The organism is Bradyrhizobium jicamae, assembly GCF_001440395.1.
GTDB classification, from domain to species: domain Bacteria; phylum Pseudomonadota; class Alphaproteobacteria; order Rhizobiales; family Xanthobacteraceae; genus Bradyrhizobium; species Bradyrhizobium jicamae.
The window spans coordinates 1,986-19,490 of sequence record NZ_LLXZ01000157.1; the positions used below are offsets into that span (position 1 = coordinate 1,986).

General features: G+C 61.7%; 16 protein-coding genes and 2 pseudogenes. 11 read left to right on the forward strand and 7 right to left on the reverse strand.

The window, feature by feature from the left end:
- A pseudogene (locus CQ12_RS45250) lies at positions 1-287 on the forward strand (ComEC/Rec2 family competence protein); the annotation flags it as partial.
- A gap of 6 nt (positions 288-293) precedes the next feature.
- Here CQ12_RS45250 and CQ12_RS25815 read toward each other — a convergent pair.
- The 5 genes from CQ12_RS25815 to CQ12_RS25835 form a co-directional block, all read right to left on the reverse strand.
- Positions 294-530: a hypothetical protein gene (locus CQ12_RS25815; RefSeq protein WP_245310146.1), complete on the reverse strand. Its 237-nt coding sequence runs from the start codon at positions 528-530 to the stop codon at positions 294-296.
- 80 nt (positions 531-610) lie between these two features.
- Complete coding sequence (locus tag CQ12_RS25820; protein ID WP_057838114.1) at positions 611-1,033, reverse strand: hypothetical protein; 423 nt, start codon at positions 1,031-1,033, stop codon at positions 611-613.
- A 230-nt stretch (positions 1,034-1,263) separates the two neighbouring features.
- Positions 1,264-1,965, reverse strand: a complete 702-nt coding sequence (lexA, locus tag CQ12_RS25825) for a transcriptional repressor LexA (RefSeq protein ID WP_057838115.1) — start codon at positions 1,963-1,965, stop codon at positions 1,264-1,266.
- 196 nt (positions 1,966-2,161) lie between these two features.
- Positions 2,162-3,373, reverse strand: a complete 1,212-nt coding sequence (locus tag CQ12_RS25830) for a molybdopterin molybdotransferase MoeA (RefSeq protein WP_057838116.1) — start codon at positions 3,371-3,373, stop codon at positions 2,162-2,164.
- Positions 3,374-3,401: 28 nt separating this feature from the next.
- Entirely contained in the window at positions 3,402-4,028 is a 627-nt protein-coding gene (locus tag CQ12_RS25835; RefSeq protein ID WP_057838117.1) for an HAD family hydrolase, read from the reverse strand.
- Positions 4,029-4,152: 124 nt separating this feature from the next.
- Between CQ12_RS25835 and CQ12_RS25840 the strand changes: the two genes are divergently transcribed.
- The 4 genes from CQ12_RS25840 to CQ12_RS46695 all read left to right on the forward strand — a co-directional run bounded on the left by CQ12_RS25840 (position 4,153) and on the right by CQ12_RS46695 (position 8,633).
- On the forward strand, positions 4,153-4,464 hold the full coding sequence (locus tag CQ12_RS25840; protein ID WP_057838118.1) for a hypothetical protein: 312 nt from the start codon (positions 4,153-4,155) through the stop codon (positions 4,462-4,464).
- Between the two features lie 54 nt (positions 4,465-4,518).
- A complete protein-coding gene (locus CQ12_RS25845; RefSeq protein ID WP_057838119.1) occupies positions 4,519-5,700 on the forward strand; it encodes an NADH:flavin oxidoreductase/NADH oxidase in 1,182 nt (393 codons plus the stop codon).
- A gap of 179 nt (positions 5,701-5,879) precedes the next feature.
- On the forward strand, positions 5,880-7,214 hold the full coding sequence (locus tag CQ12_RS25850; RefSeq protein ID WP_057838120.1) for a S41 family peptidase: 1,335 nt from the start codon (positions 5,880-5,882) through the stop codon (positions 7,212-7,214).
- Positions 7,215-7,463: 249 nt separating this feature from the next.
- Positions 7,464-8,633 (forward strand): hypothetical protein, encoded by a 1,170-nt coding sequence (locus CQ12_RS46695; protein WP_057838121.1) that lies wholly within the window; start codon positions 7,464-7,466, stop codon positions 8,631-8,633.
- 78 nt (positions 8,634-8,711) lie between these two features.
- Here CQ12_RS46695 and CQ12_RS25860 read toward each other — a convergent pair whose 3' ends face one another.
- Positions 8,712-9,515, reverse strand: coding sequence for an NYN domain-containing protein (locus tag CQ12_RS25860; RefSeq protein WP_198164263.1), 804 nt, complete (start codon positions 9,513-9,515; stop codon positions 8,712-8,714).
- Positions 9,516-9,716: 201 nt separating this feature from the next.
- Here CQ12_RS25860 and CQ12_RS25865 point away from each other — a divergent pair, with 201 nt between their 5' ends.
- The 3 genes from CQ12_RS25865 to CQ12_RS25875 all read left to right on the forward strand — a co-directional run bounded on the left by CQ12_RS25865 (position 9,717) and on the right by CQ12_RS25875 (position 13,900).
- The gene (locus CQ12_RS25865; RefSeq protein WP_057838123.1) at positions 9,717-10,454 is read left to right on the forward strand and encodes a hypothetical protein; all 738 of its coding nucleotides are present in this window, start codon (positions 9,717-9,719) and stop codon (positions 10,452-10,454) included.
- A 236-nt stretch (positions 10,455-10,690) separates the two neighbouring features.
- On the forward strand, positions 10,691-11,779 hold the full coding sequence (locus CQ12_RS25870; protein WP_057838124.1) for a mandelate racemase/muconate lactonizing enzyme family protein: 1,089 nt from the start codon (positions 10,691-10,693) through the stop codon (positions 11,777-11,779).
- Between the two features lie 1,008 nt (positions 11,780-12,787).
- Entirely contained in the window at positions 12,788-13,900 is a 1,113-nt protein-coding gene (locus CQ12_RS25875; RefSeq protein ID WP_245310148.1) for a tyrosine-type recombinase/integrase, read from the forward strand.
- A 204-nt stretch (positions 13,901-14,104) separates the two neighbouring features.
- Here the strand turns inward: CQ12_RS25875 and CQ12_RS47760 are convergent, their stop codons facing one another.
- Complete coding sequence (locus CQ12_RS47760) at positions 14,105-14,389, reverse strand: helix-turn-helix transcriptional regulator (protein WP_083519484.1); 285 nt, start codon at positions 14,387-14,389, stop codon at positions 14,105-14,107.
- Positions 14,390-14,548: 159 nt separating this feature from the next.
- On the opposite strand from CQ12_RS47760, the gene CQ12_RS25885 reads away from it, so the two are divergent.
- The 3 genes and pseudogenes from CQ12_RS25885 to CQ12_RS25895 form a co-directional block, all read left to right on the forward strand.
- A complete protein-coding gene (locus CQ12_RS25885; RefSeq protein ID WP_157088503.1) occupies positions 14,549-15,214 on the forward strand; it encodes a hypothetical protein in 666 nt (221 codons plus the stop codon).
- Between the two features lie 282 nt (positions 15,215-15,496).
- Complete coding sequence (locus CQ12_RS25890; RefSeq protein WP_157088504.1) at positions 15,497-16,306, forward strand: hypothetical protein; 810 nt, start codon at positions 15,497-15,499, stop codon at positions 16,304-16,306.
- Between the two features lie 6 nt (positions 16,307-16,312).
- Positions 16,313-17,505: pseudogene (locus tag CQ12_RS25895) on the forward strand (hypothetical protein); the annotation flags it as partial.

The following is a 17,505-nucleotide window of genomic DNA, read 5'->3' on the forward strand; positions in this document are numbered from 1 at the left end:
ATTGCGAGCGCGCCGCGCTCATTGTGACTCTGCGGCAGTCGCCCGCTTCCTGCGCGGCTTCCGTGATCGATGCCGAGCGGCTGCGGCGGCAGGGCGCCATGACGCTGCGGCGAGGCCGCGACGGATTTGTCGTCGAGGCGGCGAAACCGAGAGGAATCGACCGCCCGTGGTCGCCGGCCGTTGCTGACGCGGGCGAGACGGATGCCAGCGTTCTGACCCCGCGCGTCGTGCCGGCCCGCGCGGTCGATGCGACGCCGGCCGAGGCGGACCTTCAGGCGGAGGAGTAGGGAACGTCAGTGCGTGTCGATCGAGGGACTGGACGGATGGGCCGGTATCTCGAACGCGCCAAGGTGAAATTCTTCCGGAGCGTCGGGGGATGACGGCAGGCTGACCAGCGTAAACGACGCTTCAGGGAATTGCTGCCAGATCGCGAGGTCTTCCGCCGTGATGGTGAGCCAGCCGTATCGGAACATGTAACGTCCGGGCTCGGTGACGCGTCCGGCCCTTTGCCATGTAACTTTATTGACCACCGGCCGCCCCCTGCCGCGTTCTGAAATACCTATCACCATGATCCGCCGGCCTGAACCGGCGGATCGTATCCATGTGGCGTCTATCCGGTCACGATCGAAGCGGCCGGACGTGCTTCCGTCACCTTCGGTGCGCGCTCGCCACCGGTCTGAACCACCGGCAATTGCAGCACGGTCGCCCGCTGGCCTTCGCAAAGCTGCGTCACCAGCACATGGCTGCCATCGGGAAATTCGATCGCGTCATGATGACGGTCGGCGACTTCGGGTTCGATCTGATTGAATTTGCCGACCCGCCAGTCGGTGGTTCGCGTCCAGATCCAGCGGTTATCGTATTTGACGTCCTCGGCGAACGCCAGTTCGGTGCCGGGAAGCATGCAGACCGCCACTGCTGGCTCGCGTTCCGACGCAAAGCCGCGGGTCGATGTACCGCGGAACGTCGTGGTGATCAGCGTCTCGCCGACCTGGGCAGGCCGGGTAGCCACAGCATGCAGGCTATAGTCACACATCGGATGGCTCCCTCATTTGAGATAGCTGACCCGTGTCTTCAAGGTGGCACAGGCCCCTATCAGAGTGGACATGGCGCAGAGCTTTTTCTTGGTTCTGGGCAATTCTGCGGCCGGCGCACCGCGCCAAATTCACAAACGCGATAACGCGCATTGGTTCCAACCCCGCAGCAAAAAACCCCGGCCGAGGGGACGGCCGGGGTTCTTACGGATGTCTGCGGATCGCACATTGTTCAGTATTTGCGATAAAGGCCGATCAGCTTGCCCTGAATCCGGACCCGGTTCGGCGGCAGGATGCGGACTTCATAGGCGGCGTTGGCGGGCTCCAGCGCGATCGAGGCGCCGCGGCGACGGAAGCGTTTTAGCGTAGCTTCCTCCTCGTCGATCAGCGCCACCACGATGTCGCCGGTATCGGCGGTCTCGTTGCGCTGGATCAGCGCCATATCGCCGTCGAGAATGCCGGCCTCGACCATGGAATCGCCGCGCACTTCGAGCGCGTAATGCTCGCCGGAGCCGAGCATGTCAGGCGGCACGCTGATGGTATGGCTGCGGGTCTGCAGCGCCTCGATCGGCGTGCCGGCGGCGATCCGGCCCATCACGGGCACCGCGACCGGGCGATTGCCGTCATCCTCGGCGGCGGGCACGCTCACCGTGCGCTTGCCGAGCGTGCCTTCGATGACGCTCGGCGTGAAGCCGCGGCGTCCGTTGCCGGCAGCGGCGAGCTCCGGCAGCTTGATGACTTCGATGGCGCGGGCGCGGTTGGGCAGGCGGCGGATGAAGCCGCGCTCCTCCAGCGCCGTAATGAGGCGGTGGATTCCGGATTTCGAACGCAGGTCGAGCGCGTCCTTCATCTCGTCGAAGGAGGGAGGTACGCCGGCCTCTTTCAGCCGTTCATTGATGAAACGCAGAAGTTCATACTGTTTGCGCGTAAGCATCGCGAGCAATCCCCCGGTTGGCGTCGTTGTTTCGAATCTTCAGCGCCCAGATGGCGGGAGCGCCCAAACTCCCCAGCAGAGACACCAGCAGTCGAAACAAATCATGAACGGACACTATATGTTCGATATGTGTTCCGCAACCACTTAATTTCAGGTGAACGCGTCAGGGTTTCTGTCCGAGACGCGTCTCATGGCGTCATTCCGGTAGTCGCAACAGCTCGCACGACGAGCCCTTGGCGGCCGCCGGTGCGAATGGCGGACGTATCACTAATGCCTGTGCCGCAGCGAGATTCCCGAGCAGCGATGAGTCCTGATGGTTCACCGGCACGGCGACCAACGTGCCATCTTCACGCGCTTCGAAGCGCGCGCGCAGATAATCCTCGCGCTGGTCGTTGGCGGCGAGGTCGCGGCCGAGCAGGGCGCTTTCCCTGACGTGATGGACGTGGTCGCGGCCCGATAATGCGCGAATCAGCGGCACCAGAAACAGGAAGCCGCAGACATAGGAGGAGACGGGATTGCCGGGCAGGCCGATCACCCGCATCGCGCCGAGCCGCCCGTGCATCATCGGCTTGCCGGGCCGCATTGCGATCCGCCAGAACGCCATGGCGACGCCTTCGGCCTCCAGCGAGCGCTTGACCAGGTCGTGGTCGCCGACCGAGGCGCCGCCCATGGTGATCAGGATGTCAGCGTCGGCCTCGCGGGCGCGGCGGATGCCTTGCGTGGTCGCAGCGACGGTGTCGGCGGCGATGCCGAGATCGATGACGTCGGCGCCCTCGGCGCGGGCCAGCGCCCGCAGGCCATAGCCGTTGGAATAGACGATCTGGCCGGGGCCGGGGTTTTCGCCCGGCATCACCAGCTCGTCGCCGGTGCCGAGTACGGCGACTTTCGGGCGGCGGTGTACCGCGAGCTCCGGATAGTTCATGCCGGCGGCGAGCGACAGGTCGCGGTCGCTGAGACGGCGCCCGCGTTTGAGCAGGACGTCGCCCTCGCGGAAGTCGACGCCGGCGGCGCGGACGTGCCGTCCCCGAATGGCAGCTTCGGTGATGGTGATGTGATCGCCGTCGGCTGCCGTGTCTTCCTGGATGATGACGGCGTCGGCGCCATCTGGGATCACGCCGCCGGTGAAGATCCGCACCGCTTCGTTTGGGCCGACCTTGCGCTCGAACGGGCGGCCGGCGGCGACTTCGCCGATCACCTTCAGCCGCGCGGTAGTGTCGGCGGCATCCGCGGCGCGTACTGCATAGCCGTCCATCGCCGACATCGCCTGCGGCGGCTGCGTCCGCCGCGCGGCGATGTTGCGCGCGAGGATGCGGTGATGGGCGGCATCGAGCGCCACCATTTCTTCGGGCAAAGCTTCCGCGCCGGCAAGGATCGCAGCAAGCGCATCGGCGACAGGCATCAAGGCCACGGGCAGACCTCCGTCAAATTCCAAGCGCTTAGATTCCAAGCGCAGTCAGTGCCCTGGCCACGTCATCCGTCGATGTCACGTGGATGGCAGAAAGGCCGCGCGCCCGCGCACCTTCGATATTGGCGGCCGAGTCGTCGAAGAACAGAATCCGCGACGCCGGCACGCCTATCGCCTTTATCACATGATCATAGGCCTCAGCGTCGGGTTTGCGCAAACCGATGCTCGAGGACAGAAAGATCTCGCGGAAATGGCCGAGCACACCGGCATAGGCCCGCGAAAAATGCGCGACATGGGCCGGATTGGTGTTGGAGAAGGCATAGAGAGGCAGGCGCTTGGCCGCGCCAGCCAGCAGCGGTGCAATGCCGGGCATCTCGCCGGTGAAGATCGCGTTCCAACCCTCCAGGAACTGCGCATCGGTGATGCCGATGCCAAGCGACTGACGCAGGTTGGCAAAGAACGCGGCGTCGTCGATCCGGCCGGTCTCGTGATGCTTGAAACTGTCGTTGACGACAAAGCGGCCAGCGAGGTCGGCGGGCGCGCAGCCCGCATGCCCCGCCCAGCAGGTCATCACCTGGTCGAAACTTATATCGAGCACGACACGGCCGAGGTCGAACAGCAAGGCGTCGACGGAGTGGGGCACTGGCGGCAAATTCATGGCAGTCGTTTACAAAACCCGACCGGCCTCGGCAACGGCCACGGCGATTTGCGCCCCTGCCCAATCCGGCGCTTAAGCCGGTGCACGAGCTGTGCTAAGCGTGGGGCAAACAGGGAGTGGTGGCATGAAAATCCTGGGTAGAATTTTGGGCGCTGCGGCTGTGGTCTCGTTGCTGGCCGGATCCGCTTTGGCCCAAAGGGGTCCCGCCAAATATGGCGAGGAGGACAAGCCAAAGACGCCGGCGGAAATCGCGGCCGAGAGGGACGCCGAGCGCGCCTACAAGCGGTCGCTCGGCAATATTCCGGAACAGCAGAAGGGCAGCGATCCCTGGGGAACCATGCGCGGCGACAACAACGCCCCAAAGGCCGACAAGGCTGCGGCGGCGAAGCCCAAAGCCAAGTCCGCGGATACCAAGGCTGGCACCAACGCAAAGTAGAAGACACATCCCGGCGCTGTGCCGGGACAATGATGTCCGCGACGCGAGGCAAGCATGACGGAAACGCTGCTGTTTTCCCCGATGACAATTCGCGGCGTCAGCTTGAAGAACCGCATCGTGGTGCCGCCGATGCATCAATATTCGGCCGAAAAGGGCTTTCCGACCGACTGGCATCTGATGAACGCCGGCAAGTTTGCCGCCGGCGGCGCCGGCCTCGTGGTGGTGGAATCGACCAAGGTCGAGCGGCGCGGCTGCGGCACCGTCGGCGATCTCGGCATCTGGGACGACAAGTTCGTCGCGCCGCTTGGCCGCCTCGTCCAGTTCATCAAGCAGCAGAACGCGGTCGCCGGCATCCAGCTTGGCCATTCCGGTCGCAAGGCGCGCGCGAGCCGGCCGTGGGAAGGCGACCGCCCGCTGCAGCGGACGCCCGATATCGAGGATTGGGAGGCATGGCAGCCGGTGGCGCCGAGCGCGATCGCCCATAGCGAAAAATGGCCGGTGCCGCGTGCGCTCGAAACCGGCGAGGTGAAGGATCTAGTGCAGGCCTGGGGGCAGGCAGCGCGCCGCGCGCATGAGGCGGGTTTTGACGTGCTGGAGCTGCACGGCGCCCATGGCTACCTCGTGCACGAGTTCCTGTCGGAGCGATCCAACCAGCGCACGGACGAATATGGCGGCTCGGAAGCTGGTCGCATGCGCTTCCTGATCGAGGTGACGGAGGCCGTGCGGACGCACTGGCCCGACCACAAGCCGCTATTCGTCCGCCTGTCGGTCGAGGACAATGCCGGCTGGGGACCGGAGCAGAGCGCGCGGCTGGCAAGAATCCTGAAGGCAAAAGGCGTTGACGTCATCGACTGCTCCTCCGGCGGCATCTCCGAGGCGGCGCCGATCCTCGGCAAGGAAATCAAATTTGGCTACCAGGTGCCGCTGTCGGAACATGTCCGGCGCCAGGCCGAGATCATGACCATGGCGGTCGGCCTTATCATCCATGGCGACCAGGCCGAGCAGATCCTGCGCGACGGGCAGGCCGATCTGATCGCGGTCGGCCGGGAAATCCTCAACAATCCCAATTGGCCGATGGATGCCGCCCTCAAGCTCGGCGTCGAGGGCCCGTTCCGCAACGTTCCGCCGCAATTCGGCTACTGGCTCGGCACCCGTGCCAAGCGCGGCTTTGGAACCCGGCCTTCCACCTGGCAAAACGGGCTGCAGGAGGCCGATCAAGCGGCTTCAAATTCGTAGCGATCTCAGATCCGTAATGCCTGCCTGAGCGTAAACGACACACCTGAAAACGTCCGTATTGCCGCGGGCTGGCATGCCTTGATCCGACCAAAAAGCCATTGTGAGTTGGTGGGGATGGGACAGGGGCGCCGATTCACATGGGATGGTGGGCGTCCGTAGAGATAAAGGGACGCCCCACGATGCGCAGGAATATTGCCTTTCTTCTCGGCACCGTGACGGGCGCGTGTCTGACCGTTCTCGTGGCTGGACCGCAGGGGACCAATCTGGTGGCGGCGGCAAAGGCCGCGGCCCGTTCCGACACCTATAACCAGCTCAATCTGTTTGGCAGCGTGTTCGAGCGGATCAAGACCAGCTATGTCGAGAAGCCCGACGATTCCAAACTGATGGAAGGTGCCATCAACGGCATGATCTCCGCGCTCGATCCTCATTCGCGCTACATGAATGAGAAGGGCTGGAGCGACATGCAGGAGACCACCCATGGCGAGTTCGGCGGGCTCGGCATCGAGGTCACGATGGAAGAGGGCCTCGTCAAGGTGGTGACGCCGATCGACGAGACGCCCGCGGCGAAAGCCGGCATGCTGTCGGGCGACGTGATCACCCAGATCGACGACGAGCAGATTCAGGGCATGAGCCTCGAACAGGCGGTCGCCCGGATGAAGGGCCCCGCCAACAGCAAGATCCGGCTCAAGGTCATGCGCAAGGGCTCGGCTGCGCCGATCGATGTCGCCATCGTGCGCGAGATCATCCGGGTGCGGCCGGTCCGCCACAAGACCGACGGCGGCGATGTCGGCTACATCAGGATCACCCGCTTCAACGAGCAGACGACCGAGGGCCTAAAGAAGGCAATCGCCAGCATCTCCAAGGAAATTCCGCCGGAAAAACTTGCAGGATTCGTCGTCGACCTCCGCAACAATCCCGGCGGCTTGCTCGACCAGGCCGTTTCGGTGTCGAGCGCCTTCATGAACCGGGGCGAGGTGGTCTCGACCCGCGGCCGCACCTCGGAGGAAACGCAGCGCTTTACCGCGCGCGGTGGCGACATCACCAAGGGCAAGCCGCTGGTCGTGCTGATCAATGGCGGTTCGGCTTCCGCGTCCGAGATCGTGGCCGGCGCGCTGCGCGACCACAAGCGCGCGACCTTGGTCGGCACGCGTACGTTCGGCAAGGGCTCGGTGCAGACCATCATTCCGCTTGGCGCCGGCAACGGCGCGCTGGCGCTGACCACGGCGCGCTACTTCACGCCGTCGGGCCGCTCGATCCAGGCCCAGGGCATCGCGCCCGACATCGAAGTGCTGCAGGACGTGCCGGACGAGCTCAAGGGCCGCGCCGACCTGAAGGGCGAAGCCTCGATGCGCGGTCACCTCGCCGCCGAGGGCGCCGAGCAGACCGGCTCGCAAGCCTACGTTCCGCCGAACGAAAAGGACGACAAGGCGCTGAACGCCGCCTTCAACCTCTTGCGCGGTGGCAGCGTGAACGCGAACGCGGTGGCCGCCGCGAAGCGGGCGGTACCGAATTAAATTCGAGGCAATCGTAGCCCGGATGAGCGGAGCGATATCCGGGAACGGTCTATCCAGCATATCGCTGCGCTCACGCGGGCTACGTCGTGCCGCCGGCAACACGTGCCGAATGTAGCGCGTGGCGATCCTTTAAAAGGGGCATCGTCACGGGGCGCGTGACAATTCGGAACACGACCACTTTTCTTGAAACCTCATCTCCATTCAACCGTAGCTCGCGCCAAACACCAAGCGCGTTCGAATGGAGTGGTCATGTCGAAAAAGTGGACCTTGCTGGCCCTGATTTTTTCCCTTTATCCGAGCGGAGCCCCGCAGGCCAATCCGCTGGATTCGCCCGACATCGTCTATATCGACGGGCTGCCGTGTAACCGCGCGTGCCAATCCTACATGGCCTGGTCGGATCGAGCCTTGTCCGCCCGGCACCGCGGGGAACGCGAGACGGTTGTCGTCGTGCCGGTTGAGGCGGAACCGGCCGGACCGGACCACGCCAGTCCCGCGCGCGTGACAAGGCACGGCGCGTCGGCATCACGCTCGGCGCCGCGCAGCAGCATGGCGGCATCGAAGACCAGGCCGACGAACGCCAAGAAGGCTGCCGCTCCCAGCCCTGCCGCCGCCGGCAAGAATGCTCCACCGGCCACGCCGCCCGTGGCCGGCGACAAGGCTGTCGCCGGCGGCCAGACGCCGGAGCGCAAACTGGAAATCCCTCAGCAGCCGGTGCCCAACCAGACAGCCGCCATCGCCGCGCCGCAGCCCGCGGAAGCTCCCAAATCTGAAGCGAAGTCCGAGGTGAAGCCTGAAGCCAAGCCTGAGGTAGAGCCTGAAGCCAAGACCGAAGCGAAGACCGAGGCGAAATCGGAGGTCATCTTGCCGCCGCCGGCCACGCTCGAACTCGCTGCGACTCCCGCTGCGCCAGAGACCGCCGCAACGCCTGCCGCCGTCGCCAGCGCTCCCGCGACACGAACCCTGCAGCAGCAGGTGGTGGAGGCGACGGGCCTGGCCGATCTCGTCACGGCGATCGGAACAGGCCGGGAAGCGGCCAGCAATCTGGACAATCCGGAAATAGAGCCGGCCCGCGACAGCGCGAAGACGGCATCCACATCTCCCGACGAGCAGGACAATCTGGTTGCGCTTGTGCTGGCACGTCCGGAGATAGGTTCATTGTCCGACCTGAACAACAAGAACATCGCGATCGAGGAGAAGCAATCCGCTTCCAGCGGCCGTGTCAGCGCCGCCTTCATGGCCGCGGGCGCCGCGGAAGTCCAGTTCAGCGAAGGACAGCGAGGCGCGATCGACCGCCTGATCAGCGGCGAAGTCCCGGCCGCGGTCCTGACGCTGGCCTCGCGCGAAGCCGCCGCGGGGTTTCCCGATATCAAGGGCTTCAAGACGTTCCGGGTACCGCTCGCACAGAAGGCGCGGCTGTAGTGGCCGCGGTCAAATGTCGCCCCGGGTGCATTACCTTCTGGCGGTCTTGCACCAAGGACGACCATTCTCTGCCAACGACTACTCCTTCCAGGCCAAGGTACGGTTTTCGGTATTTTCGACCTGTAGCCGGCAAACTTTCTTCAGAAGCTGACTGAGTGATGAATGTCCTATCCATCCGTCCGCAATCCCGGGAAACTGCTTACTGAGAATGTGCCCAAGCGTTGCCACGTTGGCTCGATGCCCTTTTTCTGACTCGGCAAAATATCGATCGATGGCATCGGCCACTTTTTCAGCAGTAGGCTGATCGCTCGGGATTCCCGCCGATGTCTCTGCGATTACCTTGTCATCCTGTTCAAGTATCTCCAGCATGGATCGTTCATCGATGATGGAATCGCAGGCCGCGCGATAAGCGACAGAGGTCTCCATCGCGGCGTACACTACCGTGGTTTTCATGTGCTTGCGCAGCCGTATGATCAGCGGCGTGTAGTCCGCATCTGCGGCCATGATGACGTACTCATCGACGTGAGGGTAGTGCGCAACGGAATCAAGAACATCCATGACAATGTGGGTATCGGCGCTGGTCTTGCCCTGGTTGGTGAGAGGAGGCGTATCAATGACTTCCCACCCGTCCCGAACAAATGACTGCCGATAAGTCGAATACGGCTGGCTGTTTCCAACTCGACCCACTGGATTTAGATAGCAGCGCCGAATAACAAAATTGTGGGATGTGTCCTCGACTTCCGAACCCCGCATTCCCTGAAAAGCGCCTAGCCAGCGGGCTGGATCTGTGGCGAACTCCTTTGCGGCATCCTTGGACTGCTTGAAAAGGGAGCTGAAAACGTTGTCGAAATCGAGAAAGATACCGGAAATGTATTTGGGCAAAATCACTCTCCTCAGAATCAAGCGTGAGCGTGTACCGCAATACATGTACTATTCCAGACTGCCGGTTTCCGGCAACCTAGAAACAACTTAAGATGGCAGCTCCGGCCGGAGCGAAGCCACCTCCGGGGGCTTCATTTCATGCAAGCCACTGCTGGAACCGGATGAAATCGATCTGAGCCGGAGTCGTGGGAAAAATAAAAATTGGGCATCACCGTTTTCGTGTTCGACAAGCGCGTAGCGAAGGCTCAGGCCAACTATGGTGTCTGGGTCGGACGCGAGATTGCAGCCGCTCCCAAGAACGCCTGGAACAAGCTGGAATCGTCGTCGCCTCGTTTACGAAAGTGGTTTGCCGACATGCGCAAAACCTTTCCGTTAATCGGGGAATCGGATCCGGATGATTCTTACGGAACGGAATATTGCTTCTACAGGAATGTAATCGACGCAGTCTTCGCGAGCTCGATTGGGGAGGAGGGAGTTCGCAAGGCATGGAAACTCGCCGAGAAACATGGCCTGCGCATCCTGATCGGCGATGAGCTGCTACCTGCCGCCGCGCCGAGAGGGAAACGGGATTTCCATATCTCGGTGCTCCATGGAGCCAAGCCGGACAAGCCTGGCGTGTCGCCAAACGTATGTTTTGTCTTGTTTGATCCCGAATTGACGCGCGTCTCCCCGAGCACGGCGAGGAATTGGGATCTCGAGCAGGTCGAAACGGGAGCGTGGAGTAATGACCCGTCGATTCTGTCGGGAGATCGGCTGAGGCAATGGAAGGATCAGCTTGCGGCGCGCAATCTGGATTCGTTGATTTCGGAGATGAGATTTTATCGCGAGCTCATCTTCGTTCGGGTCACCCAAAAGAATGGCAGCTCGATGGTCTCACCGATAATGGAGCTATCGCATAGGCTCGGCCTGCCGCTACAAGTTTACGTAAATCTGGCTTGAGGCGGGGCCTGAATTGCGGTGACGATGCTGCCAGTTCTCGCTCGATTTGATGCGTGGAACACCGTTGGCGCGCGCGGGCTGCTGCCCTTGTCCCCATGCTGTTGATATGCGCTGAGCCGCGCTCGTAACCGATAGCCGGCTCGACCGCGTCGGTTCCAGATGAGGATGTGCTGCACGCAATTGCTTCGCGGCCAAGATCGACTTAACGTGAAATAAAAAGACCGAGTGGAAACGCTATGGCTATTATTAAGACAACCGAGGCCGGACTCTACCGGATCCCGTTGGCCGTTACCCTGTCCGACAGCACGCACGGCGAACTCAAAGCGTTCGAGCTGGTGACGTGCCGTGTCCGGGACTCAGACGGGGCCGAAGGTGTCGGATATACATACACCGTCGGCCGCAATGGTGGCGCGATCGCCGACATTCTCCAACGGGAGATCCCCGAACTGATCGAGGGCCGCGACGCCGATGACACTGAAGCCATCTGGCATCACGTCTGGTGGGCCCTGCATTACGGCGGGCGGGGCGGACCGCCAGTGCTTGCGCTCTCAGCGCTCGATATCGCGTTGTGGGACCTGAAGGCTCGCCGCGCCGGTCTGCCGCTATTTCGCATGCTCGGCGGCTTCGACGCCCGCGTGCCTTGCTACGCCGGCGGGATCGACCTCGACCTCTCCATCGAGAAGCTTTTGAAGCAGACCGACGACAACCTTGCAAAAGGCTTTCGCGCCATCAAGATGAAGGTCGGTCGTCCCGATCTCGCATCCGACGTCGCGCGCGTGCAGGCGATGCGCCAACATCTCGGCAATGGCTTTCCTCTGATGGCGGATGCCAACATGAAATGGACGGTCGAGGAAGCCATCCGCGCGGCGCGCGCGTTGCAATGCTGCGATCTCACCTGGCTGGAAGAGCCAATCATTCCCGACGATATTGTCGGACACGCCCGCATCATGGCTGTCGGCGGGGTTCCGATCGCGGCCGGTGAAAACCTGCGTTCGCTTTGGGAATTCAAGAATTACATCGCCGCTGGCGCGGTGTCCTATCCCGAGCCCGATGTCACCAATTGCGGCGGGGTTACAGTTTTCATGAAGATCGCGCGGCTGGCAGAAGCCTTCAATCTACCGGTTACCAGCCACGGCGCACATGATGTCACCGTGCATTTGCTCGCGGCCTGTCCGAACCGCTCCTATCTGGAAGCACACGGATTTGGGCTCGATAGTTACATCGAGCACCCGCTTGTTCTGAATGAAGGCTTGGCATTGGCGCCGACGCGGCCGGGCCACGGGATTACATTCGACTGGAAGGGCTTGGCGCGACTGTCAAAGTAACAGAAGACGCTGGCCGCGTCCTTCAAGCGCTCCGTCTCGCCGTGCTGCAGACACGACGAATGTTTCGGTTGCAGTGACTTGGATTGGGAGTGACGTTGCACTCGTCACTTCGATGAAGGCGCTCATTTCCGGTTCGAGCTGCTGGATGGCTGGACTGCGTCCGCTCAATTTCTGCCGCCCCGGTCGCTGCGCATTCACACGATTTTCTTCAGCAACTTCAAGCTGATTTGCGCCGTCCAGGCGTGCGTGTAAAAATAAATCGCTTCGCGCGAGACCCAAATCACGCCTACAAATCCCGCCATCCCGTTCCGAGAAGAGGGGCGTTGGCCATCGTCACGAACGTTGGGACGGGTTGCGGTGGACGCGGCAGCGTCGGGCGCGAGGGGTGTTCGCAGGGCGGTTAGCCGTGAGTGAACACAGCGCGCAGGACGTACGGCGCTTAAACGCCTTCGCCAGAGCTTCGACTGGCCAGCACTTGGCAGGTGATGTCTTTGGCGAAGGAAGCTGCGTACGGCAAAACCGTGTGGGCTATATTTTGGTATTCGGTGAAACACGCCGAAACTACAAAAACCCTTTAAAACAAGGACTTTTCGACTAGCCTGTTCGAGGGCGTTTCAGTGGGTTTCGCCAAATCTAGGGCCGGGCCCAAGACCTTCGACAACGCAACCAGACCGAAGGCCCTGAAGCCCGTCCATGGTCCCAAACCCTGACGGAGCTGAAACCATGACCGATACTATCACGACAAACCAACCGGCCAAGCGCGGGCGCAACGGCAGTGTCATCCTCACCGACCGCATGTGCGAGAAGCGGGTCACAAAGCGGGTCAAAATCTAAGACAAGCGTGTCCCCGGCCTGTATGCCAGCGTCACTGTCGCTGGCATCGCGACCTTCAGTCACAAGTTCACCGACCCGGCGATCGGCAAGCAGCGCACGGCGTGGCTCGGCATCTACAACCCGGAGACCTTCCGGGTCGAGCATGCCCGCAGCAAGGCTTACGCCGCGAAGGCCATGGACCCGGCGGCGCTGGTCGCGCAACTGCACCAGCGCAAGGTGCAGAAAGCCAGGCACGGCATGACGGTCGCAAAGATGATCGAGGAACGCATCGACTGGATGAAGACGCTGGAAAGGAAAAAGGACGGCGAGATGCGCCCCCGCATTGAAAGCTGGAGCAACAGCGCCAGCCATTTGCGCCGCTTCGTCAAGCCCACGCTCGGCCACATGGACCCGCGCGAGGTGACGCGCCAGCACATCGCGGAACTGTCGAACGACATCCTTGAGGGCAAATTTGGCGTCCCCTCGGTCAGCAATGCCCGGCACATGAGGCGGGCGGTGAGTGGCCTGTACACTTGGGCGGGAGAGGCTGGCCGGGACTACGTTTCGGAAACCCATCGGCCCTGCTTCAACCTTCCGAAACTGCCGAAGGAGCATGCCCGCGAAAGGGTGCTGACCGTGGATGAAATCCGGATTTTCTGGCATGGCCTCGACCGCGACGACCTGCCTTGGGATCGCAAGACGCGGCTGGCGCTCAAATTCGAACTGGTCACCATGCTTCGCTCACGCGAACTGCTAGGCGCAGAGCGCGATGAACTGTTCGACCTCGACGGCAGCGCGCCTTACTTCCGCGTGCCGGCCAAGCGGGTCAAGAAGCGTCGCGTGATCGAGCAGCCGCTCTCTGATCTGGCCGTCGAGATTATCCGCGAGGCGATGGCCAGCGACGCACAACAGTTTGTCTTTGAAAGCCCGGTCTATCCGGGGCAGCCGATCCACCGCATTGCGATGGCAACCGCGCTACGCGGCACCAAGCAGGAGAAGAACAAGGACAAGAGCAAGAAGCCGGGGCTATGCGAACTATTAGGCCTGAAGGTGTTCACGCCGCATGATCTGCGTCGCACCGCCGCTACGCTTGCCGGCGAACTCGGGTACTCGGACGCTGCCATCGCAAAATGCCTGGATCACGCGGTGACGAAGGATGATGGCGAGAGGGTCAATCGGGTCACCGGCATCTACAATCAGTCGAAACGTGCGCAGCAGAAGCGCGCCGTGCTGGACGGGATCGCCGCCGAGCTACGGCGAATCGTTGGCGGGCCCGCGAAGCACCAGAACGCGCGACTCGCAGCCTGACCCCAGATGGCCTCACAACAAGCAAGCCCGGTCGACTTGGCCGGGCTTTTTCTTTTGAAACACCGTGAAACGCGCTGTTTGGCCGCTGATGCGTCGGTGCGCCGCCCGATGTCTGGTAGCGTAGGCTCCAGAACAGCGCACCAGCGAGGCGCGCTGGCGGTCGATGCCGCCGTCCGAAGTGCAACATGCCGTCAGATCGGTGACTTAGTCAGAAGCCGAGACGCGGGGCCGACGTCCTTTGCCCCGGCGACGGTTCTGATCGAATTCATCGACTGCGCTCTGCCACGCGATGATCTCATCTTCAAACCAAACGCGCCGGTTCGGTGAGATGTACGTCGATCTCGGAAACCGACCTGCCTTCTCCATGCGGTAAAGTGTGGTGCGGCCGACCGGAACGATATCGAGAACTTGCTTCTCGCTCATCATGCGTCGAGGTCGTGATCCGGGAGAACCGTCCTCCGCCTCAGCTTCTCTGCGATTTGTGACCATTACGAGGTCCTTACCGATTTGGCCTGTTTACATGCAACTCCGGCCAGCAGTGTAAACACCTTGGTGTTTCAGCCAGTTTCTGCCGTAATGTCGGGGTTGAGTACAGCTAAAGCGGCGACGCGGTTTCGATCCGCCGCTTTAGGACCGAGCCGCACCAACATGGCCGAATCAAAACAACCATCGCAGGAGCATTATGCCCGGCATTACCCAGTGGTGATGCAGTGTGCTGGGTTGACCGAGGGTGACGGTTTCGAGAGGGTGTTTGATCGCGCTATCCGAACGATTTTCGGTAGTTACTGGATCGCACACGATCAAGTCACGATCGCCGGTATCAATGAGGCCTTTGAGCAGTACGCGAAAGGCCAAGCTATAGTGCGTGAGGCGCTTCGGTCGCTCGGGCCCATTTTGGGCGAGATAAAGTTTGCGGCGAAACTCCAAGAAGCTCCTGAATCGGGCCGTCTAGGTTTAGCTGCGGCTCATTTTTCCTTGCGCTCTCGGGTCTCCAACCGGATCGCACCGAACCGCGATCTCGACGCCGTGATGGACGAACTGGAACGTGGAATTAACTTTTTGAAGGATAATCCCGATGTGCTCGCGCGCCTGCTTGGGCGCCACCTGGGCGATTACCGAAAAGACAATGAAGTAGCACTAGTAATCGAGCCGGCTCTCGGTTTGCTAGAAAAAATTGGTTTCCGGCCGTCACGCAAGTTAACGCGCAAGGCCTTCTTTAACGCCCTGTTCGAACTTATCGGAATTGACAAGAAACGGCGCCCAGATAGGCGGAGCATCGACGTGATCGCAGGCGCGCGGCGCGTCCGCTCCTAAAGCGGCGGTCGAATATCAATCCCCGCTTTAGCTAAAGCTGCGGCTCGAAACCCGCTAACCGCTTTAGCTGTACGAAATCACAACAAGGTTCATGATAGCAGAGCGCAAAATGCCCGGCGGGAAGCCGGGCATTTCGCAGATGAATCTTGTTGCAGTCTCTCCGCGCCGCGCCAACAGCACGAACAGGGCTCACTTATATGCCTGTCTCATTTTATCTGCAAGAGCCGCTTTGTGTAGAGGCCTACACGAGCAGGCGGACAACTCCAGTTCGACCACAAAGAAATGACCGACGCCGCAAAGCAGCGTCGGAGAGAATTGGATTTACGTCGAAACAGACCCAATCGAATTTTGATCAACACAGTGGCGAAGGTAGCGGCGACTGTCCACCAAAGCGGCGGTATGCCGAAATCCCGCATCTGGTTATTCGTCATTGCCAATGCGTCCGCCGTGCCGGTCGGCGACGCTTTGTTTTTTATCATACCGGTCAGACAGGAGGATCCGATGATCGATAAATCCGAACTGAAATTGGTCGAGGCCGCCGCCAGTGACGATCCCTTTGATCTGAACCGGCTGCGGCTGAACCCCGAGATGTTGGAAGCGATTAGCGTCACCAAGTTGTTGACGACAGTGCCGGTGCGTAAGCCGCTCCCTCAGGATTTCGTCCGTGTCCGGCCGGAGCCGCAATATCGGGAATCGCTGGCCTTCATTGAATTGAAGGATGATCGCGAGACCTTCATCGTCGACCTTGGCGCGGTACCGGAGCTGGGAGGCGAGTGCTTCTTTGCCACTTTGTTCACGGCGACGACTCGGACAGGCGTGCTGTTTATGTGGCCGGTCAAGATACCAGTGGATGGTAGGACCAGCGAATGGAACGTATCCGCCGCCACCGCCGCCCAACATGCGATGAAGGACTGGGTCCGCGTCAAGTCCAACATGAGTCTCGGAGCCTACGAAATCTTCGAAGCCCAGGGCAGCATTCCAGATCCAATCTGGCCGGAACTGTCGTTCGAGGAGATCATTCGCATTGCCTTCAAGGATAAGATTATCCGCAGTTTTGACCATCCCGTGGTCAAGCGGCTGTGTGGCGGGTAGCGAGCCATGCTCGATCGCCTCCACTTCAAGCGGATCGTGGCCATCGATTTCGAATTTGAATTTGGTGGTCACGATTCGGCGGCTGCAGCCAGCCGGTCCGGCGAACAGCCGCGTCCGGTTTGCATGGTGGCGAAAGAGTTGTGCAGCGGACAAATCTGGCGGCTATGGCGTGGTCAGTTTGAAAAACAGCCGCCATTTCCGCTGGGTGCTGACACCCTGTTGGTTGCCTACTACGCCAGTGCCGAGCTGGGCTGCTTCATTGCGTTGGGCTGGGCGCAGCCAATGTATGTACTCGACCTATTCACCGAATTCCGCGCCCGCACCAATGGCCGCAGCCTCACGCACGGCGCGGGTTTACTTGGTGCTGCGGCCTATTTCGGCATTGATGGTATCGATATCACAGAGAAGCAGGACTTGCGCCTGCGCATCCTGTCCGGCGGCCCGTGGTCGGCTGACGACCGCAGTGCAATCCTCGACTACTGCGCGAGCGACGTTGATATGCTGGCAAAGCTGTTGCCGGCGATGCTGCCGCGCATTGATCTACCGCGCGCCCTGTTGCGCGGAAGGTTCATGAAGGCCTCCGCGGCGATCGAGTGGAACGGCACGCCGATCGACACGGTGACACTCGACCGGCTGCGCGTTCACTGGACCGGCATCCAGGACGCGCTGATCGCCGGCATTGATCGCGATTATGGTGTGTTTGAGGGCCGTAGCTTTCGCCTCGAACGCTGGCAGCGCTGGCTTGCCGATCACGGAATCCCCTGGCCAAGGCTCGACACTGGCCGGCTTGATCTGTCGGACGACACATTCCGGCAAATGGCGCGCGCGTATCCGGCCGTCTCACCCATGCGCGAATTGCGCAGCGCGCTGTCCGAACTGCGGTTGAATGATCTCGCCGTCGGGCATGACGGCAGGAACCGCACGATTCTGTCCGCCTTCCGCTCCCGCACTGGCCGCTGTCAGCCGAGCAACACCCGTTACATCTTTGGCCCGAGCGTGTGGCTGCGCAGTTTGATCCTGCCGCCGGAAGGCTACGGCATCGCCTATATCGACTGGTGCCAGCAAGAGCATGGCATTGCGGCCGTTTTGTCCGACGATCGTGCCATGCAGGCGGCCTATACATCGGGCGATCCCTACCTCGAGTTCGCCAGACAGGCCGGCGCCGTGCCCGCCGACGCCACTAAGCATTCGCACGGTGC